Below are 25,281 nucleotides of genomic sequence, written 5' to 3'. Positions count from 1 at the left end.
GCCATATATGGCAAGTTTAAGATTGTTATGGTACATCCTGAGGTTTTAATAAATTGGATTGAAGATACGTATGGCTCCCCAGAAGAGTTGGCAAAAACTCTAGATTATGGAATTGAAATGCTATTTTATCTGGAGGAAGGTTCTTTTGAGCAGAGAGAAGTTCAGGAGGTAGTAGCTGCGCTTAGAGGAATTGTAGTTGGGTTGAGGAAACAAGAATCTACTCAACTTTCTAAATAAATCTAGGTTGTTGAGATATATATTCCCCAAAAAATCGTCAATTCGAGTGGCGAGCCATGGCGAGCTGTATCGAGAATCGATTTTTATAAACAAAAGGGTCTCGATACATTCCAAACTTCATTTGGAACACTCGACCTGACAGCTGAGAAATTTTGCAATTCCTGCTTAATACAGATTGCCATGTAAAGCAATGAGATGCTGAAACAAGTTCAGCATGACGAAACTTACGCCTTGGGCAAAAACACCTCCGCCATCATACATCGGGCACTGCCACCTCCACAGGTTTCGATAGTATCCAAAGGACTGTGGATAATGCCGCAATGCTTTTCAATGGTTTTGATCTGCGCATCCGATAAACTGTTGTACGCATGGGTGCTCATCACCATAAAACGTTGGTCGTTGGCACCGATTACCTGCAACATATTGCCCGCAAAGTGGCACATTTGCTCCTCTGTAATCCTAATGACTTCCTTACCGTCCATTTTGAGGTGATCCACCACATTCTTTCGTTCCTTTTTATCATCGATGGAATCCAAACAGATTACCGCAAAGGTTTCGGCCATGGCCATCATCACATTGGTGTGGTAAATCGGCAAACGCTTATCCTCCACAGTTTGGTTGGCGTGAAAGATGACCGGAAAGCAATCAAAATCCTCGCAAAACTCGATAAAAAGGTCCTCATTGGCACGTTCGGAAAGGGCACAGTAGGCCTTTTGGTGCACCCGGTCCATTAAAATGCTTCCGGTGCCTTCCAAGAATACACCTTCGTCTTCGGCGGCCGTGTAGTCCATAATATTATCGATTTGGAAACCGTTGTCCTCCAGCAATTCAAATATGTCCTCCCGACGCTCCTTCCTTCTGTTCTCGGCAAACATAGGGTACACGCATACGGTCCCGTTTTGATGAAATGACACCCAATTGTTCGGAAAAATGGAATCAGGGGTATCCCGCTCCAAATTGTCGCTAATGGTAATCACATGTACACCATGCTCCCGAAGAACCTTTACAAATTGGTCGAATTCATCCTGTGCCTTTTTGTTGATTTCGGCATTCTTTAAATGGGGATCCTCCTGAAAATAGTTATTGACGGCCGTCTGCTCGTTCATTCTAAAATTCACCGGGCGCACCATTAAAATGGTATTGGTAATCTGTTTTTTCAAGACGTTGACTTTTTTTGATAATTCCTGTGGCAGCAGAAAATTGGGTTTAGATTTATGCTCTGATCAATGGCATGGTACTGCAACGCAGCAAGCCTTCTTGTTTGGCAATTTCGGCATAGGGTATTTCCTCTACAGTGAACCCTTGGTCACGGAGCCAGTTGTTCAGCCTTGTAAAGCTTTTTTCGGATACCACCACTTCGGGTGAAATGGAAAACACATTGCTGAACATTTGATACATTTCTTCCTTATCGATTTCAAAAATGTTTTCAGGACCGAAGTAATCGACCAAATACTGATATTCTTCCTCCACCAAAAAACCATTTTTATGAAGAATGGCCTTATTGGTCCCCACAGGTTGAAAACAGCAGTCTAGATGGAGTGCATTTTCCCTGGGGTCGGTATTGGATTTACGAAGCTCAAAGGATTTTACCGTTTTATGCGGAAACATATCACGGATAAACTCTACCGCTGCTTGATTGGTGCGGGCGGTAATATAGCTGGCATAATCAGGTTTAGTGTATGTCCCTATAAAAATATGGTCGTTCCATGGCATAACATCGCCACCTTCAATATGAACCTCCTCGGGGGGACGCACGATTTTTTCCGGTGCTATCATATCCAAAACCTCATGAATGGCCTCGAATTCCCTTTCCCTATCAGGCAAAATATTGGCATGAAAGAGTTTATCCTCTATAACAAAGGCAATATCTCGGGTAAATATCTGATTGCAGTCTTGTAGCACCTCTGGACGGTACACCTTTACCCCATACTTTTGGAATACGTTTGCAAAGGCCTCCATTTCCTTGATCATATCGGCCTCTTTTGGGTAGGTACCTGCCTTGATGTGCTCAATGGATTTAGGGTCATAAGCTTCCTCAATAGTGGGCACTGGGCCATTGCTCTCGGCTGTGCCCAAGATTACGGCCTTTAATCTACTGGTTTCATCTACTATGTTCAAATCCAACATATTGAGGTCTTTTAAAGTCGAAACTATCGACATTTGCGATTTGGGATGATATCCCTAACAATTCTGTGGCAAATCTAGTGTTTTACAACAATTTTACCATTGCTACATTGCAGAAAATACATTGATTTATTAACCTTTTTAAACGTAAAACAAGGGAATGTAATCTTAAGGGAAATTCGTGTTATCCAAATAGTTAAAATGTGCGTGTTTATCAAAAAACTGACAAATATCAGTTTGATGATATCTTTTAATTACTACTTTTGTAATAAGATTTTTCCTACTTATGAAAAAATTAGTGCTTACATTTGTTTTGTTGGCGAGTGTGTTTATTGTAATGGGCAGCATTAATGCCATTTCAAATATGGAGCATTTTAATTTTATCTCCAAAACCGGCCCAAAAGCTCCCATCGAATCGGTCTACTCCGCAAAATATGATGATTGCATTACAGAAGAAGACCTTCCAGAGGGTTTTGGCCTGTACACGCATCAATTGACCGATCAACATGTGGCATGGGATTACAAGAAGGTAAGTCAATCCGCTAAAAAATATGGGGCCTCCTTGGATTCCACCCTTAAAAACCTGAGCACGGTGGATGCCCATGATTTTATCCATAAAACCTTCCAAAATGCCAAAAGTGCGGTTATGGATGAAGATGTTTCACCTATCCAGAAACACTACCATTATGAAATTATGCGCATGTGCTTGGAAAGAGACAAACACCTTAACCAAAACATGATAGGCAAGCTATAACTTTGAGCTAAAAAAAGGGGCAAACTGCCCCTTTTCATTTTATTCGTCCCAAGTCTTACCTTTTTTCCAATGGAGTGAAACTTCTTAGGTTTTCCCCAATGTAGACCTGTCTTGGTCTTCCAATCGGTTCCTTGCGCAAGCGCATTTCCCTCCATTGTGCGATCCAACCTGGCAGTCTTCCCAAAGCGAACATTACGGTGAACATTTCTGTGGGAATTCCCAAGGCACGATAAATGATTCCAGAGTAGAAATCCACGTTGGGATATAACTTTCTATCTACAAAATAGCTGTCTTCCAATGCTTCTTTTTCCAATCCTTTGGCGATGTCCAAAATCGGATCTTGGATACCTAGATTGCCCAACACTTCGTCGGCGGACCTTTTAATGATTTTGGCCCTTGGATCAAAGTTTTTGTATACCCGGTGTCCAAAGCCCATCAAGCGGAATGGATCATCCTTATCCTTGGCCTTGGCCATATATTTTTTGGTGTCGCCACCATCGGCTTCAATGGCTTCCAACATTTCAAGTACTGCTTGGTTTGCTCCTCCGTGAAGTGGTCCCCAAAGTGCGGAGATACCCGCTGAAAGGGATGCAAAAAGTCCTGCATGCGAAGAGCCAACGATACGTACTGTGGAAGTGGAACAGTTCTGTTCATGGTCTGCATGAAGAATCAGCAATTTATCCAATGCATTGATGGCAATAGGGTCGCGTTTGTATTCTTGATTTGGTCTTTTGAACATCATCTTGTGGATATTCTCCACGTACCCAAGGTTATCATCCCCATAATCCAATGGAAGTCCCTTTTTCTTACGCATTGTCCAAGCCACCAATACTGGAAATTTGGCCAGAATGCGTACAATGGAATTGTACATGGCAGATTCTGAAGACACATCCACAGAGGATGGGTTAAAGGCTACCAAAGCACTGGTCAAGGAAGAAAGTACGCCCATAGGATGCGCCGATTTTGGAAAGCCATCCAATATCTTTTTCATTTCTTCGTCCACTTGGGACTCTTCCTTGATGTCACTATGGAATTTTTCGAGCTGCTCCTTGTTTGGCAGCTCACCAAATATCAAAAGATATGCTACTTCCAAAAAGTCGGCCTTTTCCGCTAAGTCTTCAATGGAATATCCGCGATACCTCAAAACTCCCTTCTCTCCGTTCAGAAAGGTAATGGCACTTTCGCAAGAACCCGTGTTCTTATAACCGGGATCAATCGTCACCATTCCTGTTTCGGCCCTCAAGGTTTTGATATCTATGGCCAATTCATCTTCAGTACCTTTAATAACGGGGAATTCATACCTTTTCCCCCCATATTCGAGTATAGCTTTATCCGACATTTTATATTTTAATAGATTAGTAAAAATAGAATGTTAAAATTACGAAAAAGCACGACCATTAACAATTCCCGATAGGTATTTGTGTTCTTCTTAACACTCAAAAAGAAGTGGTTTGCCAATTGCTAATCCAGTTGGTAGAGCAACTTGTAATATTCGTCCACGGACTTCTGCCAAGTAAACCGTTTTCTTCGTGCGGCGGCCTGTATTTTTTTCCAAGTTGGCTTGTCGTTGGCAAAAACATCCAAGGCCACGTCGAAGGTTTCCAGCATATTGGTAATTTTCTCATCATAAGTGTCGCCATCAAAACTAAAACCTGTTTTCATGTGCTCCACGGTATCCTTTAATCCTCCCGTATGGTGCACCAAGCATGGATTTCCATTTCTCATGGCCAACATTTGACTAATACCACAAGGCTCAAACAAGCTGGGCATAAAGTAAAGATCGGATTCCAAATACATCGAATCGATCAATTTTTCGGATTGGCCATTGGTAAAGATAAAGTTCTTGTGCTGGTAGCTCAATTTTCTAAAAAGCTCCTCATACTCCGGTGCGCCCGTACCCAATAACATAAAGATGCCATCCACTTTTTCGAGTCGCTTCAAAATTTCCACAAAGGCCTCTGGCGATCGCATAAAAAAGTAAAACTTCTGCTCCGTTAATCGTGCAACACTGGAAGCAATAAATTTGGGGCGTTCGTCCACAAAGGCCATAATCTTTTCACCAGTATGGGCCAAGAAATCCGCTTTGTACTTTTTGGACTCTTCCTGCAACCACATAAAAAGTGCCTTTACCGTGTTTCGATAAATATTGCCCTTCTTTTCCTTATTGATGTTCTTGTAGTTGCAGCCATTCAAAATACCGAACAAACGGCCTTCCTCGTCCGCTTTCTGTAAATCCTTTTCCAAAGCCTCTCCCCCGATAAACTCTGGCGGGGAACTCGGTTTCAGAACATCCTCTTTGTATGATGGCGATACGGTGTGAACGGCATCGGCAAAGCGGATGCCCACGGCCATAAGGTTGATACAATCCTGATACCTGTGGTCCATCAACTTTTGATAGTCCAAAGGCACATTGGGGAACCAATTCCTTACGGAGGAATAGTTACCATCGAACGGGCGAATACCCTGAATGGCGAGGTTGTGAATGCTATACACAATCCGGATGTCCTTTAAATTGGTATATTCAGGATGATATTCCCTCAAAAACAACAACAAGCTCGCGTGCCAATCGTGCAAGTGAACAATATCCACTTCTCCAAAAGCACCTTGTTTGATAGCTTCAGCCACGGCAGTACAAAATATAAAGTATTTGATGGCGTCCGTATAGAATGGCTCTTCTGGATCGTTGTGGTAGATGTGTGCAATGTCGCCCGCTTCTATTTCTGGATGATGCAATACATAATGAAAGATATTTGGAAATTCCTTCTTGGGCTTCACCTCATATAGTTCTGCAGTATAAGTCAAACCACGTAGCGTAAAGTTCAACGTGGTCCTGGGCAATCCCCCATGATGCAATCGGGAGTAGGCTGGTACCACAACGTGTACCTTATCGCCCCGTTCAGAGATTTGCCTCGGTACATCGCGAACTACATCGCCCATGCCACCTGCTTTGCAGTTGTCCAAAGCATCGTTTTCGGCGGCGACAAAAAGAAAGTTATTCATGCGGGAGAATTTGAATCGTAGATTAGTGAACCCTTAATTTAACCAAAGTTTGTTATTGAAACAAAAAAAAGCCTTTCCCAAATGGAAAAGGCTTTTTATATGCTAAATAATCGTTATGCTTATTTCACCTTAAAAGCTTTTTCCTGAGGGTAGTAGGCAATATCTCCCAACTCTTCCTCAATTCTGAGCAATTGGTTGTACTTGGCCATCCGGTCGCTCCTTGAAGCGGAACCGGTTTTTATCTGTCCAGTGTTCAATGCTACGGCCAAATCGGCGATAGTGTTGTCCTCAGTTTCTCCAGATCGGTGCGACATTACAGAGGTATAACCTGCATTCTTCGCCATGTTCACAGCGGCGATGGTTTCGGTCAACGTGCCGATTTGGTTTACTTTGATCAAAATGGAATTTGCAATCCCGTTCTCGATTCCGCGGGACAAGCGCTCTACATTGGTCACGAACAAGTCATCCCCTACCAACTGAACTTTATCACCGATTTTATCGGTCAACATTTTCCATCCTTCCCAGTCATTTTCGTCCATTCCATCTTCAATGGAAATGATCGGATATTTTTCACATAGCTCGGCAAGGTATTGGGCTTGTTCGGCCGAGGTCCTTACCACTCCTTTACTGCCTTCGAATTTGGTATAATCATAAGCACCATCCACATAAAATTCTGCAGAGGCACAATCCAATGCAATCATTACATCATCTCCCAATTTATAGCCCGCTTTCTCTACTGCTTTGGCAATGGTATCCAAGGCATCCTCGGTACCACCTTCCAAGGTTGGTGCAAAACCACCTTCATCCCCTACTGCCGTGCTCAAACCACGGTCGTGCAATACTTTTTTGAGGTTATGAAAGATTTCGGTCCCCATTTGCATGGCATGACTGAAATCTTTTGCCTTTACCGGCATCACCATAAATTCTTGGAACGCAATGGGTGCATCCGAGTGGGAGCCTCCGTTGATAATGTTCATCATGGGAACGGGAAGTGTATTGGCACTTACGCCACCTACGTATCGGTACAAAGGCATACCCAACTCATTGGCGGCGGCTTTGGCCACGGCCAAGGAAACGCCCAAAATGGCATTGGCCCCCAATTTTGATTTGTTAGGCGTACCATCCAACTCGATCATGGTCTGATCGATATAGTTTTGCTCAAATACCGAAGTTCCGATCAATTCTTCGGCTATGATTGTATTTACGTTGTTGACTGCTTTGCCAACACCTTTACCCATAAAGGAAGCGCCACCATCACGTAACTCAACGGCTTCATGCTCTCCGGTAGAGGCTCCAGAAGGTACCGCAGCCCTTCCCACTATTCCATTTTCGGTTGTTACATCTACTTCTACGGTTGGATTTCCCCTGGAATCCAATATCTGTCTTGCATGAATGTTGATAATGATGCTCATTTTAAATCAATGTTTTAGTTGTGATTATTGGGCTAAGATACAAAAGGTCGCGTTTTTTACTTCAAGATATGGCTCACAAAACGCACTTAATTGCTTAAAAATAAAACTATAACGTTTTAGAGCTTGTTAAGAAATTTGTCAATTGTTTTCTTACGACCTTTTTTGCGCATTTTTTCGTTACATTTTTGAACCGTAACCACGGCTATGCTTAAAAATTGTGCCTCAAACTGCATCAAAAAATGGCCTGTAACAATTCCAATCACAAATTACTGAACAAACTCTTAGTTTTTCCTAGCCTTGATCAAATCAAAGAACTGGTCGAACAAATAGTCTGCATCGTGTGGACCCGGACTTGCTTCTGGGTGATATTGCACTGAAAACACATCCTTGTTCTTCATTTTGATTCCCGCCACGGTTTGATCGTTCAAATGGGTGTGGGTGATTTCCAATTCGGCATGTGCCTCAGTCTCTTCCCTATTTACGGCAAATCCGTGGTTTTGGGAGGTGATCTCTCCTTTTCCTGTAATCAAATTGAGGATGGGGTGATTGATTCCCCTATGCCCGTTGTGCATTTTGTAGGTGGAAACTCCATTGGCCAAAGCCAAAACTTGGTGTCCCAAACAAATTCCGAACAACGGTTTGTCCGATGCTATCATTTCCTTGGTCGCAGCCACTGCATCGGTTAACGGTTCCGGGTCACCGGGTCCGTTGGATATAAAGTAACCGTCTGGGTCAAACTCCTTCATTTCACTATAGGAAGTATTGTATGGGAACACTTTAATATATGCTCCGCGTTTGGCCAGATTTCTCAGGATATTCTTTTTGATTCCGATATCCAAGGCGGATATCTTGATATCTGCATTTTCATCACCATAGAAATAGGGCTCTTTGGTGGATACTTTGGATGAGAGCTCCAAACCTTCCATACTGGGCACCTGCTTCAACTCCTCTTTCAAGGCATCGATCTCATCCACTCTGGTGGAGACCAAGGCGTTCATGGCTCCATTGTCCCTGATGTAGCTCACCAAAGCACGGGTATCCACATCGGAGATGGCCAATAGATTGTTTTTGTCCAAAAATTCGAGCAGGCTCATATCGGCACTGGGCCTTGAGTATTCATAGCTGAAATTTTTACAGATAAGGCCGGCAATCTTAACGGAATCGGATTCCACTTCATCCAAATGGGCACCATAATTACCGATATGCGCATTGGTGGTCACCATCAACTGTCCATAATAGGATGAGTCAGTAAAAATCTCTTGGTAACCTGTCATTCCGGTATTGAAACATACCTCCCCGACTGCGGTTCCTTCTCTTCCTCCTACGGCTTTCCCATAAAAAATGGTTCCATCCGCCAACAAAATCAACGCTTTTTTCTTTGTGTGATATTTCATGTCGTGCTCTAGTTTCTGTTATGGCAAAAAAACATAAAAAAAGGATAAGTTCTCACTTATCCTTTTTCCTAAAATACAATAGTTAATAACATTCTTCTTATTCTTCAGAATCGTCAGTTTTGGTTTCAGCCGCTGGTGCCGGAGTTTCCGATTTTTTGGCTCCTCCGCCTCTTCTGCTTCTTCTGGTGGATTTTTTCTTGGGCTTACCTGCGTTGTAAAGCTCATTGAAATCTACCAACTCGATCATCGCCATATCAGCGTTATCTCCCAAACGGTTACCCAATTTAATGATTCTTGTGTAACCTCCCGGTCTGTCACCAACTTTTTCGGCTACAGTGCTGAACAATTCAGTTACGGCCTCTTTGCTTCGCAAGTTACTAAAAACAACCCTTCTATTGTGCGTACCTTTCTCGGTAGTCTGGTTGTTCTCGGTCTTTGCCTTGGTGATCAAGGGCTCGATGAACTGTTTTAACGCCTTGGCTTTTGCAACCGTGGTGTTGATTCTTTTATGCTCAATTAGGGAACATCCCATATTGGCCAACATTGCCTTTCTATGGGCAGCTGTTCTTCCTAAATGATTAAACTTCTTTCCGTGTCTCATCTTTCTAAGTTATCATCTTGCTACCAAATCCTGTTGTGCAGGAGAGCAAAATATGATTATTAATCTTTATCTAATTTATATTTGGAAAGGTCCATACCAAATTGTAGGCCTTTGTTGATGACCAATTCTTCCAATTCGGTCAATGATTTTTTACCGAAGTTCCTGAACTTCATCAAATCGTTTTTGTTGAAGGAAACCAAATCTCCCAAAGTATCCACTTCGGCGGCTTTCAAACAGTTCAGTGCCCTTACGGACAAGTCCATATCCACCAATTTGGTCTTCAACAACTGACGCATGTGCAAGGATTCCTCATCGTAGGTCTCTGTTTGAGCGATTTCATCAGCCTCAAGGGTGATACGCTCATCGGAGAACAACATAAAGTGGTGAATCAAAACTTTGGCGGCCTCTGTCAAGGCATCCTTTGGATGAATGGAACCATCGGTGATGATTTCGAAGACCAATTTTTCGTAGTCGGTCTTTTGCTCCACCCTGTAGTTTTCGATGCTGTACTTTACGTTCTTAACGGGAGTGTAAACAGAATCTACTGCAATGCTGCCCAAAGGTGCATTGGATTTCTTGTTTTCTTCCGCTGGAACATAGCCACGACCTTTTTCGATAACAATTTCCATGTTGATGTTCACCTTGGGGTCCATGTTGCAGATTACTAAATCTGGGTTCAACACTTGGTATCCCGAAATGAACTTCTGGAAATCACCAGCGGTCATTTGTTCTTTTCCGCTAACGGAAATTGATACAGTCTCGCTTTCAACATCATCAATTTGTCTTTTGAACCTTACTTGTTTAAGGTTCAAAATGATTTCTGTTACGTCTTCTACAACGCCAGATATCACTGAAAATTCATGTTCAACTCCATCTATGCGCACAGAAGTGATGGCAAAACCTTCCAAGGAGGAAAGCAAAACCCTTCTCAGCGCATTCCCAACTGTTAATCCATAACCAGGCTCCAAAGGGCGAAATTCAAATTTCCCTTCGAAATCTGTTGAATCGATCATTATAACTTTATCGGGCTTCTGAAAATTAAGTAATGCCATAATTGGATTAATGTTGAATTCTTATTTAGAGTATAATTCGACGATCAGCTGCTCCTTGATATTCTCAGGGATCTGAAGTCTTTCTGGAACGGCAACAAAAGTACCTTCTTTCTTTTCAGAGTTCCATGTAATCCATTCGTAAACACTGCTGTTGTTAGCTAAAGAATCTACAATGGCTTGTACGGATTTTGATTTTTCCCTAACGCCAACAACATCGCCGGCCCTAAGGGAGTAGGAAGGAATGTTCACTACCTCTCCGTTTACGGTAATGTGACGGTGCGATACCAATTGGCGCGCTCCTCTTCGGGATGGGGAGATTCCCATTCTAAATACCACGTTGTCCAAACGGGATTCGCACAATTGAAGCAGAACCTCACCGGTTACACCTTCTTTTCTCTTTGCTTCTGCAAAAAGGTTACGGAACTGCTTTTCCAAAATACCATAGGTGTATTTTGCTTTTTGCTTCTCCATCAACTGGATAGCGTATTCCGATTTTTTACCACGGCGTCTGTTGTTACCGTGTTGTCCTGGAGGGTAATTTTTCTTTTCGAATGACTTGTCGTCTCCGAAAATCGCTTCTCCAAATTTTCTAGCGATTTTTGTTTTTGGTCCTGTGTATCTTGCCATCTTCTGTTAATTTGAAAGTGCGATTATGAATTAAGGCTTATCCTTCGATAATCTAACTGCACCTTCGGGTGAAGACCCTTTTGGGGCCATTAAAACTATTTGTGATAATTAAACTCTTCTTCGTTTAGGTGGTCTACAACCGTTGTGCGGAAGTGGGGTCACATCGATGATCTCTGTTACCTCGATTCCTGAGTTGTGGATGGAACGGATTGCGGATTCCCTACCGTTACCTGGTCCTTTAACGTACACCTTTACTTTTCTCAATCCAGCTTCGTGAGCAACTTTGGCACAATCCTCTGCGGCTACCTGGGCAGCGTAGGGAGTGTTCTTTTTAGAGCCTCGGAATCCCATTTTTCCAGCGGAAGACCATGAAATTACATCACCCTTCTTATTGGTAAGGGAGATAATGATGTTGTTGAAAGATGCAACTACATGCGCCTCTCCGGTAGCATCTACTACTACTTTGCGCTTCTTGGTTGTAGTTTTACTTGCTTTTGCCATATTTTTTAGTTTCTAGTGTTAGCTCTTAGTTATTGGAATCCTAGACTTTTACATTTCAAACAGATTCTTCTAACGTCTAAATACTAATGACTATGTTCTTATTATTTAGTTGCTTTTTTCTTGTTGGCAACTGTTTTTCTTTTTCCTTTTCTGGTCCTAGAGTTATTCTTGGTACGTTGACCTCTTAACGGCAATCCAGATCTGTGGCGAATTCCACGGTAACAACCGATATCCATCAATCGCTTGATGTTCATTGAGGTTTCTGAGCGAAGCTCCCCTTCAATTGTGTAAGCTCCAACGGCTTCCCTGATCTTTCCGATTTCATCATCGGTCCAGTCAGAAACCTTGGTATCTTCGCTTACTTGGGCTGCTGCCAAAATTTCTTGCGCCCTGCTTTTTCCTATTCCGAAGATGTAGGTCAGCGCAATAACGCCACGCTTTTGTTTAGGTATATCTACCCCTGCAATTCTTGCCATAATTACCCTTGTCTTTGTTTAAATCTAGGATTCTTTTTGTTGATTACATACAATCTGCCCTTTCTGCGAACAATCTTGCAGTCGGCACTTCTCTTCTTTATTGATGCTCTTACTTTCATGTAACTAGTATCTATACGTAATTCTTGCTTTTGTTAAATCGTATGGACTCATTTCCAACTTCACTTTGTCTCCTGGAAGCAACTTGATATAGTGCATTCTCATTTTTCCGGAGATGTGTGCTGTTACCACGTGTCCGTTTTCCAATTCTACCCTGAACATTGCATTGGACAATGCTTCAATAATAGTCCCGTCTTGTTCTATTGCTGGCTGCTTTGCCATAAATTATGCTACTTTTCTGTTCTTTCCGGTTTTCATCAATCCGTCATAATGCCTGTTCAACAAATACGAATTAACTTGCTGTACTGTATCTATAGCTACACCGACCATAATCAACAGTGATGTACCTCCATAAAACAATGCCCATCCGGCCTGTACGTCCATCAGTTTTACCACAACGGCCGGCAATACGGCCAACAGCGCCAAAAAGATGGAACCGGGCAAGGTGATGAGCGACATGATTTTGTCCAAGTAGTTGCCTGTTTCCTTTCCTGGGCGGATACCTGGAATAAATCCTCCACTTCTTTTCAAATCATCGGCCATTTTATTGGTAGGCACAGTGATCGCTGTGTAGAAGTAGGTGAATATGATGATCAATACCGCAAAAAGGATATTGTACGCCAGTCCGAAGATATCGGCAAACTGTACTTCCATCCACTGTCCTGCAGCGGTATCATTAAATGTTCTACCAATTAAACTTGGCGCAAACATAATCGCTTGTGCAAAGATAATGGGCATTACTCCAGATGCATTCAGTTTTAGCGGAATGTACTGTCGTGCTCCCATTACGTTCTTTTCGTATCCGCCAGAGGCTGTTCTTCTAGCGTACTGCACTGGAATCTGTCTCACAGCCATTGTCAAATACACACTGGCCAAGATGACCAAGAACCAAATGATGACCTCGATCAACATGAACATGATTCCACCTGTATTATTGGTCGTTCTAGAAACAAATTCCTGAGCAAATGCCTGTGGCAATGTTGCGATGATACCCACCATAATCAAAAGGGAGATACCGTTACCGATTCCCTTATCGGTGATTTTTTCACCCAACCACATGGCAAACACACATCCTGTTACCAATATGATAACTGCTGGAACGATAAAATCCAAACCTTTGCCCAAAACAAATGCACTGTCAGGCACACCTAGGGCACCAAGACCGTACAAATAAGCGGGAGCTTGAACAATACAGATACCGATGGTCAACCAACGGGTAATCTGATTGATGGTTTTTCTTCCACTCTCTCCTTCCTTTTGAAGTTTTTGAAGATAAGGAATCGCTATTCCCATCAACTGCACCACAATGGAGGCGGAGATATAGGGCATAATACCCAAAGCGAATACCGAAGCATTTGCAAAGGCTCCCCCTGTAAAAGCATTCAGAATACCCAAGATACCATTTTCAGTGTTCGAGGATAATTCCGCCAACTGGGCGGTATCAATACCGGGAAGGACTACTTGGGCACCGAATCGGTATACCAACAACAGCCCCAAGGTTACGATGATACGTTGTCTCAGTTCATCAATCTTCCAGATATTTGATATGGTCTCAATAAATTTCTTCATGCTGCAATGTCTTATAAACTTATCGCCTCACCTCCTGCTGACTCGATGGCAGCTTTGGCGGAAGCGGTAAATTTATGTACGGATACTTTTAGGGAGGCCTTCAATTCGCCATCGCCCAATATCTTTACCAAATCGTTTTTGTGGGCCAAACCGTTGTCCATTAGTGTTTGCAAGGTAACCTCGTTTTTCACGGCTCCTTTGTCCACTAATTCCTGTAGTTTTCCCAAATTGACTCCTGTGTACTCTTTTCTGTTCCTGTTGTTGAAACCGAACTTGGGTACACGTCTTTGCAATGGCATCTGACCACCTTCGAAACCAATCTTTTTGGAATATCCAGATCTAGACTTGGCTCCTTTGTGCCCACGGGTAGCAGTTCCTCCTTTACCGGAACCTTCTCCTCGTCCTACACGTTTTCCTTCTTTGTGCACAGCGCCATCCGCTGGTTTAAGATTATTCAAATCCATGTGCCTTTATATTTTAAGCTTCCTCTGTGGAAACCAAGTGTTTTACCTTATTTACCATTCCAAGGATACTGGGAGTCGCTTCGTGCTCAACTACCTGTCCGATTTTTTTCAATCCAAGAGCTTCCAAAGTCCTTTTTTGGTCCTGTGGTTTTTTGATACCGCTCTTTACTTGTTTTACTTTTATCTTTGACATAATATCCTCTATTTATCCTTTAAAGACTTTTTCCAAAGAAACTCCTCTTTGTTTTGCCACAGTATCGGCACTTCTCAATTGCAACAAGGCGTCAAAAGTAGCTTTTACCACATTGTGCGGGTTGGAAGAACCTTGGGACTTGGACAATACATCCTGAACACCCACGGCTTCCAATACGGCCCTAACAGCACCACCGGCGATAACCCCGGTACCATGGGATGCAGGCTTAATGTATACCCTTGCACCACCAAACTTTCCTTTTTGCTCGTGAGGTAATGTAGCCTTGTTCAATGGAATGCGAACCAAGTTCTTTTTGGCATCCTCGATGGCTTTGGCGATAGCCGTAGCAACTTCTTTGGATTTACCCAAACCATGTCCAACTACTCCGTTCTCGTCACCTACCACAACTATTGCTGAAAAACCAAAGGCTCTACCTCCTTTTGTTACCTTGGTAACCCTTTGCACTCCAACCAAACGGTCTTTCAACTCCAGTCCACCTGGCTTAACTATCTCTACGTTCTTGTAATTCTGGTACATAGTTTCTTAAAATTTTAGTCCGGCTTCCCTAGCTCCTTCAGCCAATGATTTTACTCTTCCGTGATATAGGTTTCCTCCCCTATCAAAAGCAACGGCGTCAACACCAAGCTTAAGGGCCTTTTCGGCTATGGCCTTGCCCACGTTTGTTGCGATTTCGGACTTGGTTCCTTTGGAATCGACGTCTTTGTCCCTGGACGAAGCCGCCGCCAAAGTTACACCTTTATTGTCGTCAATCAACTGGGCGTATATTTCTTTATTGCTTCTGAAAACAGACAACCTTGGTCTTGCTTCAGTTCCGAAGGATACTTTGCGTATTCTTCTTCGGATGCGTAATTTCCTTTCAGTCTTAGATAATCCCATAGTCTTAATTATTAAGCTGATTTACCTGCTTTTCTTCTTAATTGCTCACCAACAAACTTCACACCTTTTCCTTTGTAAGGCTCTGGCTTACGGAAGGATCTGATCTTGGCAGCCACTTGGCCCACCAATTGTTTGTCGTGAGACGTTAGTTTTACGATAGGGTTTTTCCCTTTTTCGGAGATGGTCTCAATTTTCACTTCTGGAGCGATGTCCAAAACGATGTTATGAGAAAATCCTAGAGCCAAATCCAATTTCTGTCCTTGGTTGCTGGCTCTGTAACCAACTCCAACCAATTCCAATTCCTTGGTCCAACCATTGGTCACACCTTCTACCATATTATTGATAAGAGCGCGGTATAACCCATGCTTTGCTTTGTGATTGTTATCATCGGAAGGTCTTTCCAAAACAACACTTCCGTCCTCGACTTTTACGTCAATTCCTGAAAACTCTTGTGTAAGCTCTCCCAATTTACCTTTTACAGTAACCAAGGAATCCTTCACTTCTACAGTGACTCCCTCAGGAATTTTAACTGGACTGTTACCTATTCTAGACATTTTTCTTCTCTTTTCTCAATTAATATACGTAGCACAATACCTCGCCACCTACGTTCTCTTGCTGGGCCTGCTTGCTCGTCATAACTCCGTGGGAAGTGGAAACGATGGCGATGCCCAATCCGTTCAACACTCTAGGCAAATCGTTAGAGCTTGAATACTTTCGCAGACCGGGCTTACTTACCCGCTGCAATTTTTTAATGATAGGCTCCTTGGTAAATTTATCGTACTTCAAGGCGATTTTGATATTGCCCTGTACTTCATTTTCCTCGAACTTGTAGCTCAAAATATAGCCTTGATCGAACAATATTTTGGTAATCTGTCTCTTAAGATTGGAACCTGGGATATTTACAACCCTATGACCTGCCTTATTGGCATTTCTCAATCTGGTCAAATAATCTGAAATTGGATCTGTAAGCATTTCTTTTCTTTATCTAAATTACCAACTTGCCTTCTTAACACCGGGAATCAAGCCTTTGTTGGCCATTTCCCTGAACATTACCCTGGAAATACCAAAAGTTCTCATGTATCCACGAGGTCTACCGGTCAATTTACAACGGTTCCTCATGCGCACAGGAGAAGCATTCTTTGGCAACTTTTGCAAAGCCTCATAATCTCCCGCTTCCTTTAGCGCCTTTCTTTTCTCGGCGTATTTTTCTACCATTTTAGCCCTTTTTCTTTCGCGGGCTTTCATTGATTCCTTGGCCATACTAGTTCTTTTTAAAGGGTATTCCCAGTTCGGTTAACAATGATTTTGCTTCTTTATCAGTCTCAGCTGTGGTAACGAACGTAATGTCCATTCCGTTGATCCTGTTGATTCTGTCGATATTGATCTCAGGGAAGATGATTTGTTCGGTAACACCCAAATTGTAGTTACCTCTACCATCAAAACCAGTGGCTTTCACTCCGGAGAAATCACGTACCCTTGGCAGGGCAGTTGTGATCAATCTATCCAAAAACTCGTACATACGCTCTCCCCTAAGGGTCACTTTTGCACCAATTGGCATTCCTTTTCTCAATTTGAACGTGGCGACGTCTTTTTTGGAAAGGGTAGCTACCGCTTTCTGACCTGTAATGTTGGTCAACTCGTCCACTGCATGGTCGATAAGTTTTTTATCGGACACAGCAGCACCGACACCTCGGCTCACCACAATCTTTTGCAACTTAGGAACCTGCATTACGTTCTTGTAACCAAATTCTTCGGTCAGCGCCTTGATTACACGCTCTTTATATTCTTGCTTTAATCTTGGAATGTAACTCATGACTAAATTACTTCATTGGATTTTTTGGAAACACGCACTTTCTTTCCGTCCCTTACTTCGTACCCTACGCGAGTTGCCTCACCAGATTTTGGGTCGATCAAGGAAAGATTGGAAATGTGCATCGGAGCTTCCTTTTTAGTTATGCCTCCTTGAGGATTGTTCGCACTTGGCTTTTCGTGTTTGGACACCTCGTTGACGCCCTCCACGATAGCTTTGTTCTTTTCACGGTCTACACGAAGTACTTTACCTTCGCTGCCTTTGTGGTCTCCCGCAATGACTCTTACCGTATCCCCTGTTTTTATTTTCAACTTCATCTTTCTGATATTTCTGTTATAGCACTTCAGGCGCCAATGAAACAATCTTCATGAATTGTCTGTCCCTCAACTCTCTCGCAACAGGGCCAAACACACGGGTTCCTCTCATCTCCCCGGTTGGGTTCAACAACACGCATGCGTTGTCGTCGAAACGGATGTAAGAACCGTCAGGTCTTCTTACTTCTTTCTTGGTCCTAACAACAACCGCTGTAGAAACAGAACCTTTTTTTACAGTACCGTTTGGAGTAGCCTCTTTTACGGTAACAACAATTTTGTCACCAACGGAAGCGTATCTTCTTTTAGTTCCTCCTAGTACGCGGATGGTCAAAACTTCTTTTGCACCGGTATTGTCCGCAACCCTTAATCTTGATTCTTGCTGTACCATAATTATTTAGCTCTTTCTAGGATTTCTACCAACCTCCAGCATTTTGTTTTGCTCAATGGTCGTGTTTCCATTATTTTGACGGTATCACCTTCGTTGCAATCGTTCTTTTCGTCGTGCGCAACATATTTTTTGGTCTTCAAAACGAACTTCCCGTACATAGGGTGCTTCATTCGTTTTACCTCAGAAACCACTATCGATTTCTCCATTTTGTTGCTGGTAACAACGCCTATTCTTTCTTTTCTTAAATTTCTGTTTTCCATAAGGCAGAACCGATTATTGTAATTCCCTTTTAGTTAATTCAGTTGCAAGTCTTGCTACCGTCCTTCTAGTCTTTCTGATCTGTAAAGGATTTTCCAAAGGTGTAACAGCGTGCGCCATTTTAAGATCGGCATGTTGTTTTTTGAACTCTGCCAATCGCTCCTTTAGCTCTTCAATTGAAAGTTCTTTTATTTCTGATTGTCTCATCTTTCTTCTCAATTAAAAATTAGGCGGAATAATCCCTTGCTACGACAAACTTGGTCTTTACCGGCAACTTTTGCGCTGCAAGCCTCAAGGCTTCTTGTGCAACGTCCATGGGCACACCGGCAATTTCGAACATGATACGACCAGGTTTTACAACGGCTACCCAATATTCCGGAGCTCCTTTACCCTTACCCATACGTACCTCTAGAGGCTTTTTAGTGATGGGCTTGTCCGGGAATATTTTGATCCACAACTGACCTTGTCTCTTCATGTATCTTGTCGCAGCGATACGTGCAGCCTCGATTTGACGGGAAGTAATGAAGTGAGAGTCCAAGGACTTGATACCGAACATTCCATTGGAAAGTTGGTGGCCTCTTTGGGAAATCCCCTTCATACGCCCTTTCTGGGCCTTACGAAATTTTGTTCTTTTTGGCTGTAACATCTTACCTTACTTTATCTTAATTACTTTCTACGACGAGGTTTCTTGTTCTCCTTGCCGCCTTTTCCTTGACTCTTGCTCAATCCTACCAATGGGGAAAGTTCTCTTTTTCCATAAACCTCTCCTTTCATGATCCACACCTTAACACCCAATCTTCCGTAGGTAGTGTGAGCCTCGTGCAATGCATAATCTACATCGGCACGGAAAGTGGACAATGGGATCCTTCCTTCTTTGTAAGATTCGGAACGTGCCATTTCAGCACCGTTCAAACGTCCGGAAATCTGAATCTTGATACCTTCGGCATTCATACGCATTGCTGCTGCAATGGCCATTTTAATGGCTCTTCTGTACGAAATCCTGCTCTCAATCTGTCTTGCTACACTCGCAGCAACCAAATTGGCATCAAGCTCAGGTCTCTTGATTTCGTGAATATTGATTTGGACCTCTTTGTTGGTGATTTTCTTAAGCTCCTCCTTAAGTTTATCAACCTCTTGTCCTCCCTTACCAATAATGATACCTGGCCTTGCGGTGGTAATGGTAATGGTAATCAATTTCAAGGTTCTTTCTATAATCACCCTAGATACACTGGCTTTGGCCAAACGTGCATAAAGGTACTTTCTGATCTTATCGTCTTCAGCCAGTTTATCGCCATAATCATTTCCTCCATACCAGTTGGATTCCCATCCTCTGATAATTCCTAAGCGATTTCCTATTGGATTGGTCTTCTGTCCCATATTATTCTTCTAGCTTTGAACGTTGTTATTGGCCTCCAAAATCATAGTAACATGATTGGAACGCTTTCTGATTCTATGTGCCCTACCTTGTGGAGCTGGTCTTAATCTTTTCAACATAGTTCCTCCATCAACACGGATTTCCTTGATGTAAAGATCGGCAGCTTCGATATCAGCACCCTCATTTTTGGCTTCCCAATTGGCAATTGCAGAAAGCAAAAGTTTTTCCAATTTTCTAGAAGCTTCCTTTGGGTTAAATCTTAGGGTAGCCAAAGCCAACTCAACCTGCTTTCCTCTTACCAAGTCAGCGACCAAACGCATCTTTCTTGGAGAGGTTGGGCAATTGTTAAGCTTTGCAATAGCAAGTTTCTTTTTCTCTTCTTTTAACCTTTCGGCCATTTCTCTTTTACGAACTCCCATAGCTTACTTACTTTTTACCTTTGTTTTTAGCTCCTGCATGACCCCTAAAAGATCTTGTAGGTGAAAATTCCCCAAGTTTGTGACCTACCATGTTTTCAGTAACAAAAACAGGGACAAATTGTCTACCGTTATGCACCGCGATGGTCTGCCCAACAAAGTCTGGCGTTATCATAGAGGCTCTAGACCACGTTTTGATAACTGATTTCTTACCTGATTCTATATTGGCCTGGACTTTTTTCTCCAAGCTATAATGAACGTATGGTCCTTTTTTTAACGAACGTGCCATTTACTTTTCTTTTATTTCTTTCTACGTTCTACGATATACTTATTGGTGTCCTTAGTTCTAGAACGGGTTCTGAATCCTTTTGCAGGAATACCGTTTCTAGATCTTGGGTGACCTCCGGAAGCTCTACCTTCACCACCTCCCATAGGGTGATCAACAGGGTTCATTGCTACTGGTCTGGTTCTTGGTCTTCTACCCAACCATCTGCTTCTACCGGCTTTACCGCTAACAAGCAATTGATGGTCTGAGTTGGATACCGCACCAATGGTCGCCAAGCATGTAGCCAACACCATTCTGGATTCACCAGAAGGCAATTTCATGGTCACAAACTTTCCGTCTTTCGCCATCAACTGGGCAAAAGTACCGGCACTACGAGCCATGATAGCTCCTTGACCCGGTCTCAATTCGATACAGGACACAATGGTACCCAAAGGAATTTCGCTCAACGGAAGCGCATTTCCAATTTCAGGAGCAGATCCAGTCCCAGACTGAATGGTCTGGCCTACCTGCAATCCGTTTTGGGCAACCACATATCTTTTTTCACCATCCTTGTACTCTACCAAGGCGATAAATGCAGTTCTGTTGGGATCATACTGAATAGAAACCACAGTGGCCTCTACACCTTGCTTGTCCCTTTTGAAATCGATGATTCGATATCTTCTTTTGTGACCACCACCTTTATGGCGCATGGTCATTTTTCCTTGACTGTTCCTACCACCCGTCTTTTTTATCGGAGCAAGCAAGCTTTTCTCCGGCTTATCAGTAGTAATCGCGTCAAATCCGTTTACTACTCTAAAACGCTGACCAGGGGTTATCGGTTTTAATTTTCTAACTGACATTTCTCGTCTTTATAGATTACTGTAAAAATCAATAATATCACCTTCAGCTACATCAACGATCGCTTTTTTCAATGCATTCGTTTTGCCATGCTGAATACCGGTTTTTGTATAACGACTCTTACGGTTTGGCCCATAGTTCATGGTTCTTACCTTTTCCACAGAAACACCATAAGTAGCCTCTACCGCTTCTTTGATCTCAAGCTTGTTGGCACTAGGGTTTACATAGAAACCATAGCGATTGAAAAGCTCGCTGTCAGCGGTCATTTTTTCCGTAATTATCGGTTTTATCAACACACTCATGATTGTTCTATTTCTTTAGGTTCGATTCAATTCCTTCCAAAGCGCTTTCGGTCAACACCAAACTTGTTGCATTAACAATTTTGTAAGTGTTTAATTCTGAACCAGTTACGACTTCGGAGCGGTCCAAATTGCGCGACGACAAATATACGTTATTATTTGTACCGCCCAACACAATAAGAGACTTTTTATTTTCTATTCCCAAGGAAGACAAGAATTTAACGAAGTCCTTGGTTTTTGGCGCTTCAAAATTGAAGTCTTCCACAACCACCAAAGATTGCTCTTTGGACTTCAAGCTCAAGGCCGATTTTCTGGCCAATCGCTTCATGTTCTTGTTCAACTTTTGGGTGTAGTCCTTTGGTCTTGGACCAAAAATTCTACCTCCTCCTCTAAATACAGGGGATTTGATACTACCGGCCCTTGCGGTACCTGTACCTTTTTGTTTTTTGATCTTTCTGGTACTACCAGCGATCTCCGCTCTTTCTTTGGCCTTGTGCGTTCCTTGCCTTTGGTGGGCCAAGTATTGCTTTACATCCAAATAGATAGCGTGCTCATTAGGCTCTATCGCAAAAACATCGTCAGAAAGCTCTACTTTCCTACCTGTTTCTTTTCCTGTGATATCTAAAACTGCTACCTTCATTATTGCCACCTTTGAATTGTTACGTAAGCATTCTTGTGACCTGGAACACATCCTTTTACTACCAAAAGATTTTTCTCAGGAACCACTTTCAATACTTTCAAGTTTTGAACTGTCACTCTTTCACCACCCATTCTTCCGGCCATACGAAGACCTTTAACAACTTTGGATGGATAAGAAGCCGCACCGATGGAACCTGGGGCCCTCAATCTGTTGTGCTGACCGTGGGTTGCTTGTCCAACTCCACCGAAACCATGACGTTTTACAACACCTTGGAATCCTTTTCCTTTTGATGTACCAACTACATCAACAAACTCTCCTTCTACAAACAGATCAACACCTACGGTATCCCCTAATTTGTATTCACCTTCAAACCCTTGGAACTCAACGACTTTCTTTTTAGGAGAAGTACCTGCTTTTTTGTAGTGACCTGTTTCGGCCTTGTTAGCACGTTTTTCTGCCTTGTCATCGAAACCTAGTTGAAGGGCTTTGTACCCGTCTACCTCTTCGGTTCTGACTTGGGTAACCACGCATGGCCCAGCTTCCAAAACGGTACATGGAACGTTCTTTCCATTCTCGTCGAAAATGCTGGTCATACCGATTTTCTTACCTATTAACCCAGACATATTTAATTAATTAACAATTATTTACTTTTTATAACTCTAGCCAATTTCTTGGCAAAAAAATTGGGTCAAGAAAACAATTCTGCTCTGACCCAGATTCTTTTCTTTCTCCGTTTTTCCCGAACCGTCGTTCGGGACATGTGATTCCCACCTATAGTGGAAAAGGTATTATCAGACTTTTATCTCAACCTCCACACCACTGGGAAGCTCAAGCTTCATAAGGGCGTCGATGGTTTTTGATGAAGAGCTGTAAATGTCCAACAACCTCTTGTAAGAGCTCAATTGGAACTGCTCCCTAGCCTTTTTGTTCACGTGGGGTGAACGCAAAACCGTAAATATCTTCTTTCGGGTTGGCAACGGAATCGGTCCAGTTACCACAGCACCCGTAGTCTTTACTGTTTTTACGATCTTTTCAGCAGATTTGTCCACCAAATTGTGATCGTAAGATTTCAATTTTATTCTAATTTTTTGACTCATCTTGCTGAAAAATTAAGCGGTTACTCCTTTAGCTGATTTGATTACTTCCTCTGCAATGTTGGTAGGTGTTTCTGCATAGTGCGAAAACTCCATGGTTGATGTAGCTCTACCTGAAGACAATGTCCTCAAGGAGGTTACGTATCCAAACATTTCAGAAAGTGGTACTTCAGCTTTAACAACTTTAGCCCCTGCCCTGTCGGACATACTGTTTACCTGACCTCTTCTTCGGTTCAAGTCACCAACAATGTCACCCATGTTTTCTTCAGGGGTAAGCACTTCCAACTTCATGATAGGCTCCAAAATTACCGCTTTTGCTTTCTTGGCAGCTGCTTTGTAACCAAGCTTGGCTGCAAGCTCAAACGAAAGTTGGTCGGAATCCACCGCGTGGAAGGAACCATCTTTAAGGGTAACTTTCATGGCATCCATTTCGAAGCCGGCCAAAGGACCATTTTTCATAGCCTCCTTGAATCCTTTTTCTACAGATGGGACAAATTCCTTAGGAATGTTACCACCTTTGATTTCGTTCACAAACTCAAGACCAGTCTTACCTTCTTCGGCAGGCTCCAAGGTGAATACGATGTCCGCAAATTTACCTCTACCACCCGTTTGCTTCTTGTAAGTTTCCCTGTGGTCAGCAGAAGCCGTAATAGCTTCTTTGTACTCTACCTGAGGTTGACCTTGGTTTACTTCTACCTTGAACTCACGCTTCAAACGATCACAGATAATATCCAAGTGCAACTCACCCATACCGGAAATGATTGTCTGTCCGGAAGCTTCATCTGTTTTTACTTGGAAAGTTGGATCTTCTTCGGCCAATTTAGCCAAAGCCATACCTAACTTATCAACATCAGCCTTTGTTTTTGGCTCAACCGCAATACCGATTACTGGATCGGGGAATTGCATACTTTCCAAAACAATTGGATGCTTTTCGTCCGATAGGGTATCTCCAGTCTTGATATCTTTAAATCCAACAGCAGCACCAATATCTCCAGCTTCGATAAAATCGATGGCATTTTGCTTATTGGAGTGCATTTGATAGATACGTGAAATACGCTCTTTGTTACCGGAACGGTTGTTCAAAATGTAGGAACCAGCGTCCAAACGACCTGAGTAAGCTCTAAAGAATGCCAAACGCCCTACGAAAGGATCCGTAGCAATCTTAAATGCCAAAGCGGCAAATGGTTCTTTAGGATCTGGTTTTCTTCTTTCTTCTTTTTCAGTATCAGGGTTCACACCGATGATATCATCCTTATCCAACGGAGAAGGAAGGTATCTACATACAGCGTCCAACAAGAACTGAACTCCTTTATTTTTGAAGGAAGAACCACAAACCATAGGAATGATGGCCCTATCCATTACAGCAGCACGTAGTGCGGCATGTACTTCTTCTTCAGTGATGGAATCTTCGTCCTCGAAGAATTTTTCCATCAATTGCTCGTCATATTCCGCAACAGCTTCGATCAAGGCAGCTCTATGCTCCCTAACCTCGTCCTGCATTTCTGCTGGAATATCCACAACATCAAATGTAGAACCGAAGTTATCTTCGTGCCAAACAACAGCTCTGTTCTTGGCCAAATCCACAATACCTTTAAAATCTGCTTCGTCACCAATTGGCAATACGATTGGCACCGCATTGGAACCCAACATTTCACGAACCTGCTTACAAACAGCCAAGAAGTTGGCTCCTTGACGGTCCATTTTGTTCACGAAACCGATGCGTGGTACTTTATAATTATCGGCCAATCTCCAGTTGGTCTCGGATTGTGGCTCAACACCATCAACAGCACTGAACAAGAACACCAATCCATCCAACACACGAAGGGAACGGTTTACCTCAACCGTGAAATCCACGTGTCCGGGAGTATCGATAATATTAAAGTGGTAATCTTTTGTATCTGGCAATGTCTGCGCATTCTCCATGGGGAACTTCCAAGTACAGGTGGTAGCCGCAGAGGTAATGGTAATACCACGCTCTTGCTCTTGCTCCATCCAGTCCATGGTCGCTGCACCATCGTGCACCTCCCCAATCTTATGACTCACACCTGTATAGAAAAGAATACGTTCTGTAGTAGTTGTCTTTCCAGCATCAATGTGAGCTGCAATACCTATATTCCTTGTATATTTTAAATCTCTTCCCATTGTA

At 42.8% G+C, this 25,281-nt stretch carries 38 protein-coding genes; 2 read left to right on the top strand and 36 right to left on the bottom strand.

All coding sequences use genetic code 11. The annotated features are described in order from the left end of the window. The first annotated feature begins 27 nt into the window (after positions 1-27). On the top strand, positions 28-237 hold the full coding sequence (locus RBB12_RS14845; RefSeq protein WP_293282841.1) for a hypothetical protein: 210 nt from the start codon (positions 28-30) through the stop codon (positions 235-237). A gap of 224 nt (positions 238-461) precedes the next feature. Here the strand turns inward: RBB12_RS14845 and ctlX are convergent, their stop codons facing one another. Together ctlX and RBB12_RS14835 are read right to left on the bottom strand one after the other, a co-directional pair. Continuing rightward, positions 462-1,367: a citrulline utilization hydrolase CtlX gene (gene ctlX / locus RBB12_RS14840; RefSeq protein ID WP_409557911.1), complete on the bottom strand. Its 906-nt coding sequence runs from the start codon at positions 1,365-1,367 to the stop codon at positions 462-464. 82 nt (positions 1,368-1,449) lie between these two features. Continuing rightward, on the bottom strand, positions 1,450-2,364 hold the full coding sequence (locus tag RBB12_RS14835; protein ID WP_306014502.1) for a dimethylarginine dimethylaminohydrolase family protein: 915 nt from the start codon (positions 2,362-2,364) through the stop codon (positions 1,450-1,452). Positions 2,365-2,647: 283 nt separating this feature from the next. On the opposite strand from RBB12_RS14835, the gene RBB12_RS14830 reads away from it, so the two are divergent. Next, positions 2,648-3,115: a hypothetical protein gene (locus tag RBB12_RS14830; RefSeq protein WP_306014503.1), complete on the top strand. Its 468-nt coding sequence runs from the start codon at positions 2,648-2,650 to the stop codon at positions 3,113-3,115. 55 nt (positions 3,116-3,170) lie between these two features. Here RBB12_RS14830 and RBB12_RS14825 read toward each other — a convergent pair whose 3' ends face one another. From RBB12_RS14825 to fusA, 34 genes are all read right to left on the bottom strand, one after another. Beyond that, positions 3,171-4,454, bottom strand: coding sequence for a citrate synthase (locus RBB12_RS14825; protein WP_306014504.1), 1,284 nt, complete (start codon positions 4,452-4,454; stop codon positions 3,171-3,173). Between the two features lie 122 nt (positions 4,455-4,576). Continuing rightward, a complete protein-coding gene (locus RBB12_RS14820) occupies positions 4,577-6,115 on the bottom strand; it encodes a glycogen synthase (RefSeq protein ID WP_179384465.1) in 1,539 nt (512 codons plus the stop codon). Positions 6,116-6,234: 119 nt separating this feature from the next. Then, positions 6,235-7,527, bottom strand: coding sequence for a phosphopyruvate hydratase (gene eno / locus RBB12_RS14815; protein WP_306014505.1), 1,293 nt, complete (start codon positions 7,525-7,527; stop codon positions 6,235-6,237). 281 nt (positions 7,528-7,808) lie between these two features. Then, positions 7,809-8,921, bottom strand: coding sequence for a glutamine-hydrolyzing carbamoyl-phosphate synthase small subunit (carA, locus tag RBB12_RS14810; RefSeq protein WP_306014506.1), 1,113 nt, complete (start codon positions 8,919-8,921; stop codon positions 7,809-7,811). Between the two features lie 97 nt (positions 8,922-9,018). Beyond that, positions 9,019-9,522 carry a 50S ribosomal protein L17 gene (gene rplQ, locus RBB12_RS14805; protein WP_306014507.1) on the bottom strand — a complete coding sequence of 168 codons (504 nt, stop codon included), beginning with the start codon at positions 9,520-9,522 and terminating at the stop codon, positions 9,019-9,021. A gap of 59 nt (positions 9,523-9,581) precedes the next feature. Further along, on the bottom strand, positions 9,582-10,574 hold the full coding sequence (locus RBB12_RS14800) for a DNA-directed RNA polymerase subunit alpha (RefSeq protein WP_179384469.1): 993 nt from the start codon (positions 10,572-10,574) through the stop codon (positions 9,582-9,584). A 21-nt stretch (positions 10,575-10,595) separates the two neighbouring features. Then, complete coding sequence (rpsD, locus tag RBB12_RS14795; protein WP_179384470.1) at positions 10,596-11,201, bottom strand: 30S ribosomal protein S4; 606 nt, start codon at positions 11,199-11,201, stop codon at positions 10,596-10,598. Between the two features lie 108 nt (positions 11,202-11,309). Beyond that, positions 11,310-11,702: a 30S ribosomal protein S11 gene (gene rpsK, locus RBB12_RS14790; protein WP_179384471.1), complete on the bottom strand. Its 393-nt coding sequence runs from the start codon at positions 11,700-11,702 to the stop codon at positions 11,310-11,312. A gap of 101 nt (positions 11,703-11,803) precedes the next feature. Further along, positions 11,804-12,178, bottom strand: a complete 375-nt coding sequence (gene rpsM / locus RBB12_RS14785) for a 30S ribosomal protein S13 (protein ID WP_127140073.1) — start codon at positions 12,176-12,178, stop codon at positions 11,804-11,806. Between the two features lie 2 nt (positions 12,179-12,180). Further along, positions 12,181-12,297 carry a type B 50S ribosomal protein L36 gene (gene ykgO, locus RBB12_RS14780; protein ID WP_010519235.1) on the bottom strand — a complete coding sequence of 39 codons (117 nt, stop codon included), beginning with the start codon at positions 12,295-12,297 and terminating at the stop codon, positions 12,181-12,183. Positions 12,298-12,301: 4 nt separating this feature from the next. Then, a complete protein-coding gene (gene infA, locus RBB12_RS14775) occupies positions 12,302-12,517 on the bottom strand; it encodes a translation initiation factor IF-1 (protein WP_014031991.1) in 216 nt (71 codons plus the stop codon). Positions 12,518-12,520: 3 nt separating this feature from the next. Next, positions 12,521-13,864, bottom strand: a complete 1,344-nt coding sequence (gene secY / locus RBB12_RS14770) for a preprotein translocase subunit SecY (protein ID WP_179384473.1) — start codon at positions 13,862-13,864, stop codon at positions 12,521-12,523. A gap of 11 nt (positions 13,865-13,875) precedes the next feature. Next, complete coding sequence (gene rplO / locus RBB12_RS14765; protein WP_127140075.1) at positions 13,876-14,328, bottom strand: 50S ribosomal protein L15; 453 nt, start codon at positions 14,326-14,328, stop codon at positions 13,876-13,878. A 13-nt stretch (positions 14,329-14,341) separates the two neighbouring features. Then, a complete protein-coding gene (gene rpmD, locus RBB12_RS14760; protein WP_179384474.1) occupies positions 14,342-14,521 on the bottom strand; it encodes a 50S ribosomal protein L30 in 180 nt (59 codons plus the stop codon). A 12-nt stretch (positions 14,522-14,533) separates the two neighbouring features. Further along, positions 14,534-15,058, bottom strand: coding sequence for a 30S ribosomal protein S5 (gene rpsE / locus RBB12_RS14755; RefSeq protein ID WP_127140077.1), 525 nt, complete (start codon positions 15,056-15,058; stop codon positions 14,534-14,536). 6 nt (positions 15,059-15,064) lie between these two features. Then, entirely contained in the window at positions 15,065-15,418 is a 354-nt protein-coding gene (gene rplR / locus RBB12_RS14750; protein ID WP_179384475.1) for a 50S ribosomal protein L18, read from the bottom strand. A gap of 11 nt (positions 15,419-15,429) precedes the next feature. Then, positions 15,430-15,972: a 50S ribosomal protein L6 gene (gene rplF, locus RBB12_RS14745; RefSeq protein WP_127140079.1), complete on the bottom strand. Its 543-nt coding sequence runs from the start codon at positions 15,970-15,972 to the stop codon at positions 15,430-15,432. 19 nt (positions 15,973-15,991) lie between these two features. Continuing rightward, entirely contained in the window at positions 15,992-16,390 is a 399-nt protein-coding gene (gene rpsH / locus RBB12_RS14740; RefSeq protein ID WP_127140080.1) for a 30S ribosomal protein S8, read from the bottom strand. Between the two features lie 18 nt (positions 16,391-16,408). Continuing rightward, on the bottom strand, positions 16,409-16,678 hold the full coding sequence (gene rpsN, locus RBB12_RS14735; RefSeq protein ID WP_036379829.1) for a 30S ribosomal protein S14: 270 nt from the start codon (positions 16,676-16,678) through the stop codon (positions 16,409-16,411). Between the two features lies 1 nt (position 16,679). Beyond that, positions 16,680-17,231 carry a 50S ribosomal protein L5 gene (gene rplE / locus RBB12_RS14730; RefSeq protein ID WP_179384477.1) on the bottom strand — a complete coding sequence of 184 codons (552 nt, stop codon included), beginning with the start codon at positions 17,229-17,231 and terminating at the stop codon, positions 16,680-16,682. Between the two features lie 2 nt (positions 17,232-17,233). Beyond that, on the bottom strand, positions 17,234-17,545 hold the full coding sequence (rplX, locus tag RBB12_RS14725; protein ID WP_218847515.1) for a 50S ribosomal protein L24: 312 nt from the start codon (positions 17,543-17,545) through the stop codon (positions 17,234-17,236). Between the two features lie 16 nt (positions 17,546-17,561). Beyond that, a complete protein-coding gene (gene rplN, locus RBB12_RS14720; protein ID WP_127140083.1) occupies positions 17,562-17,930 on the bottom strand; it encodes a 50S ribosomal protein L14 in 369 nt (122 codons plus the stop codon). 2 nt (positions 17,931-17,932) lie between these two features. Next, on the bottom strand, positions 17,933-18,190 hold the full coding sequence (rpsQ, locus tag RBB12_RS14715) for a 30S ribosomal protein S17 (protein WP_100816200.1): 258 nt from the start codon (positions 18,188-18,190) through the stop codon (positions 17,933-17,935). Positions 18,191-18,203: 13 nt separating this feature from the next. Continuing rightward, positions 18,204-18,395, bottom strand: a complete 192-nt coding sequence (rpmC, locus tag RBB12_RS14710) for a 50S ribosomal protein L29 (protein WP_014032004.1) — start codon at positions 18,393-18,395, stop codon at positions 18,204-18,206. 19 nt (positions 18,396-18,414) lie between these two features. Further along, positions 18,415-18,834, bottom strand: a complete 420-nt coding sequence (rplP, locus tag RBB12_RS14705) for a 50S ribosomal protein L16 (RefSeq protein WP_127140084.1) — start codon at positions 18,832-18,834, stop codon at positions 18,415-18,417. A gap of 20 nt (positions 18,835-18,854) precedes the next feature. Continuing rightward, positions 18,855-19,565, bottom strand: a complete 711-nt coding sequence (rpsC, locus tag RBB12_RS14700; RefSeq protein WP_127140085.1) for a 30S ribosomal protein S3 — start codon at positions 19,563-19,565, stop codon at positions 18,855-18,857. 9 nt (positions 19,566-19,574) lie between these two features. Beyond that, positions 19,575-19,982, bottom strand: coding sequence for a 50S ribosomal protein L22 (gene rplV / locus RBB12_RS14695; RefSeq protein WP_306014508.1), 408 nt, complete (start codon positions 19,980-19,982; stop codon positions 19,575-19,577). Positions 19,983-19,989: 7 nt separating this feature from the next. Beyond that, positions 19,990-20,268, bottom strand: a complete 279-nt coding sequence (gene rpsS, locus RBB12_RS14690) for a 30S ribosomal protein S19 (RefSeq protein WP_127140087.1) — start codon at positions 20,266-20,268, stop codon at positions 19,990-19,992. Between the two features lie 11 nt (positions 20,269-20,279). Next, positions 20,280-21,104, bottom strand: a complete 825-nt coding sequence (gene rplB, locus RBB12_RS14685) for a 50S ribosomal protein L2 (protein ID WP_127140088.1) — start codon at positions 21,102-21,104, stop codon at positions 20,280-20,282. Between the two features lie 9 nt (positions 21,105-21,113). Then, positions 21,114-21,404: a 50S ribosomal protein L23 gene (gene rplW, locus RBB12_RS14680; RefSeq protein WP_179384478.1), complete on the bottom strand. Its 291-nt coding sequence runs from the start codon at positions 21,402-21,404 to the stop codon at positions 21,114-21,116. 7 nt (positions 21,405-21,411) lie between these two features. Then, positions 21,412-22,041 carry a 50S ribosomal protein L4 gene (gene rplD / locus RBB12_RS14675; RefSeq protein ID WP_293282804.1) on the bottom strand — a complete coding sequence of 210 codons (630 nt, stop codon included), beginning with the start codon at positions 22,039-22,041 and terminating at the stop codon, positions 21,412-21,414. After that, entirely contained in the window at positions 22,041-22,664 is a 624-nt protein-coding gene (gene rplC, locus RBB12_RS14670) for a 50S ribosomal protein L3 (protein ID WP_179384480.1), read from the bottom strand. The genes rplD and rplC overlap by 1 nt, the downstream gene beginning before the upstream one ends. A gap of 168 nt (positions 22,665-22,832) precedes the next feature. Beyond that, positions 22,833-23,138: a 30S ribosomal protein S10 gene (gene rpsJ, locus RBB12_RS14665; RefSeq protein ID WP_108246808.1), complete on the bottom strand. Its 306-nt coding sequence runs from the start codon at positions 23,136-23,138 to the stop codon at positions 22,833-22,835. 12 nt (positions 23,139-23,150) lie between these two features. After that, on the bottom strand, positions 23,151-25,277 hold the full coding sequence (gene fusA / locus RBB12_RS14660; protein ID WP_179384481.1) for an elongation factor G: 2,127 nt from the start codon (positions 25,275-25,277) through the stop codon (positions 23,151-23,153). Between the last annotated feature and the right edge of the window lie 4 nt (positions 25,278-25,281).

The sequence above is a fragment of the Allomuricauda sp. MMSF_3307 genome, from assembly GCF_030733585.1.
In the GTDB taxonomy this organism is placed as follows: Bacteria; Bacteroidota; Bacteroidia; order Flavobacteriales; family Flavobacteriaceae; genus Flagellimonas.
This window is presented reverse-complemented; position numbering and strand designations above follow the sequence as displayed.

Excerpts from the sequence above, each read along its gene's own strand:
- RBB12_RS14845 (WP_293282841.1), top strand. The coding sequence starts at position 28 with ATGGTACATCCTGAGGTTTTAATAAATTGGATTGAAGATACGTATGGC.
- ctlX (WP_409557911.1), bottom strand. The coding sequence starts at position 1,367 with ATGGTGCGCCCGGTGAATTTTAGAATGAACGAGCAGACGGCCGTCAAT.
- RBB12_RS14835 (WP_306014502.1), bottom strand. The coding sequence starts at position 2,364 with ATGTTGGATTTGAACATAGTAGATGAAACCAGTAGATTAAAGGCCGTA.
- RBB12_RS14830 (WP_306014503.1), top strand. The coding sequence starts at position 2,648 with ATGAAAAAATTAGTGCTTACATTTGTTTTGTTGGCGAGTGTGTTTATT.
- RBB12_RS14825 (WP_306014504.1), bottom strand. The coding sequence starts at position 4,454 with ATGTCGGATAAAGCTATACTCGAATATGGGGGGAAAAGGTATGAATTC.
- RBB12_RS14820 (WP_179384465.1), bottom strand. The coding sequence starts at position 6,115 with ATGAATAACTTTCTTTTTGTCGCCGCCGAAAACGATGCTTTGGACAAC.
- eno (WP_306014505.1), bottom strand. The coding sequence starts at position 7,527 with ATGAGCATCATTATCAACATTCATGCAAGACAGATATTGGATTCCAGG.
- carA (WP_306014506.1), bottom strand. The coding sequence starts at position 8,921 with ATGAAATATCACACAAAGAAAAAAGCGTTGATTTTGTTGGCGGATGGA.
- rplQ (WP_306014507.1), bottom strand. The coding sequence starts at position 9,522 with ATGAGACACGGAAAGAAGTTTAATCATTTAGGAAGAACAGCTGCCCAT.
- RBB12_RS14800 (WP_179384469.1), bottom strand. The coding sequence starts at position 10,574 with ATGGCATTACTTAATTTTCAGAAGCCCGATAAAGTTATAATGATCGAT.
- rpsD (WP_179384470.1), bottom strand. The coding sequence starts at position 11,201 with ATGGCAAGATACACAGGACCAAAAACAAAAATCGCTAGAAAATTTGGA.
- rpsK (WP_179384471.1), bottom strand. The coding sequence starts at position 11,702 with ATGGCAAAAGCAAGTAAAACTACAACCAAGAAGCGCAAAGTAGTAGTA.
- rpsM (WP_127140073.1), bottom strand. The coding sequence starts at position 12,178 with ATGGCAAGAATTGCAGGGGTAGATATACCTAAACAAAAGCGTGGCGTT.
- ykgO (WP_010519235.1), bottom strand. The coding sequence starts at position 12,297 with ATGAAAGTAAGAGCATCAATAAAGAAGAGAAGTGCCGACTGCAAGATT.
- infA (WP_014031991.1), bottom strand. The coding sequence starts at position 12,517 with ATGGCAAAGCAGCCAGCAATAGAACAAGACGGGACTATTATTGAAGCA.
- secY (WP_179384473.1), bottom strand. The coding sequence starts at position 13,864 with ATGAAGAAATTTATTGAGACCATATCAAATATCTGGAAGATTGATGAA.
- rplO (WP_127140075.1), bottom strand. The coding sequence starts at position 14,328 with ATGGATTTGAATAATCTTAAACCAGCGGATGGCGCTGTGCACAAAGAA.
- rpmD (WP_179384474.1), bottom strand. The coding sequence starts at position 14,521 with ATGTCAAAGATAAAAGTAAAACAAGTAAAGAGCGGTATCAAAAAACCA.
- rpsE (WP_127140077.1), bottom strand. The coding sequence starts at position 15,058 with ATGTACCAGAATTACAAGAACGTAGAGATAGTTAAGCCAGGTGGACTG.
- rplR (WP_179384475.1), bottom strand. The coding sequence starts at position 15,418 with ATGGGATTATCTAAGACTGAAAGGAAATTACGCATCCGAAGAAGAATA.
- rplF (WP_127140079.1), bottom strand. The coding sequence starts at position 15,972 with ATGTCTAGAATAGGTAACAGTCCAGTTAAAATTCCTGAGGGAGTCACT.
- rpsH (WP_127140080.1), bottom strand. The coding sequence starts at position 16,390 with ATGCTTACAGATCCAATTTCAGATTATTTGACCAGATTGAGAAATGCC.
- rpsN (WP_036379829.1), bottom strand. The coding sequence starts at position 16,678 with ATGGCCAAGGAATCAATGAAAGCCCGCGAAAGAAAAAGGGCTAAAATG.
- rplE (WP_179384477.1), bottom strand. The coding sequence starts at position 17,231 with ATGAGTTACATTCCAAGATTAAAGCAAGAATATAAAGAGCGTGTAATC.
- rplX (WP_218847515.1), bottom strand. The coding sequence starts at position 17,545 with ATGAAGTTGAAAATAAAAACAGGGGATACGGTAAGAGTCATTGCGGGA.
- rplN (WP_127140083.1), bottom strand. The coding sequence starts at position 17,930 with ATGGTACAGCAAGAATCAAGATTAAGGGTTGCGGACAATACCGGTGCA.
- rpsQ (WP_100816200.1), bottom strand. The coding sequence starts at position 18,190 with ATGGAAAACAGAAATTTAAGAAAAGAAAGAATAGGCGTTGTTACCAGC.
- rpmC (WP_014032004.1), bottom strand. The coding sequence starts at position 18,395 with ATGAGACAATCAGAAATAAAAGAACTTTCAATTGAAGAGCTAAAGGAG.
- rplP (WP_127140084.1), bottom strand. The coding sequence starts at position 18,834 with ATGTTACAGCCAAAAAGAACAAAATTTCGTAAGGCCCAGAAAGGGCGT.
- rpsC (WP_127140085.1), bottom strand. The coding sequence starts at position 19,565 with ATGGGACAGAAGACCAATCCAATAGGAAATCGCTTAGGAATTATCAGA.
- rplV (WP_306014508.1), bottom strand. The coding sequence starts at position 19,982 with ATGGGAGTTCGTAAAAGAGAAATGGCCGAAAGGTTAAAAGAAGAGAAA.
- rpsS (WP_127140087.1), bottom strand. The coding sequence starts at position 20,268 with ATGGCACGTTCGTTAAAAAAAGGACCATACGTTCATTATAGCTTGGAG.
- rplB (WP_127140088.1), bottom strand. The coding sequence starts at position 21,104 with ATGTCAGTTAGAAAATTAAAACCGATAACCCCTGGTCAGCGTTTTAGA.
- rplW (WP_179384478.1), bottom strand. The coding sequence starts at position 21,404 with ATGAGTGTGTTGATAAAACCGATAATTACGGAAAAAATGACCGCTGAC.
- rplD (WP_293282804.1), bottom strand. The coding sequence starts at position 22,041 with ATGAAGGTAGCAGTTTTAGATATCACAGGAAAAGAAACAGGTAGGAAA.
- rplC (WP_179384480.1), bottom strand. The coding sequence starts at position 22,664 with ATGTCTGGGTTAATAGGTAAGAAAATCGGTATGACCAGCATTTTCGAC.
- rpsJ (WP_108246808.1), bottom strand. The coding sequence starts at position 23,138 with ATGAGTCAAAAAATTAGAATAAAATTGAAATCTTACGATCACAATTTG.
- fusA (WP_179384481.1), bottom strand. The coding sequence starts at position 25,277 with ATGGGAAGAGATTTAAAATATACAAGGAATATAGGTATTGCAGCTCAC.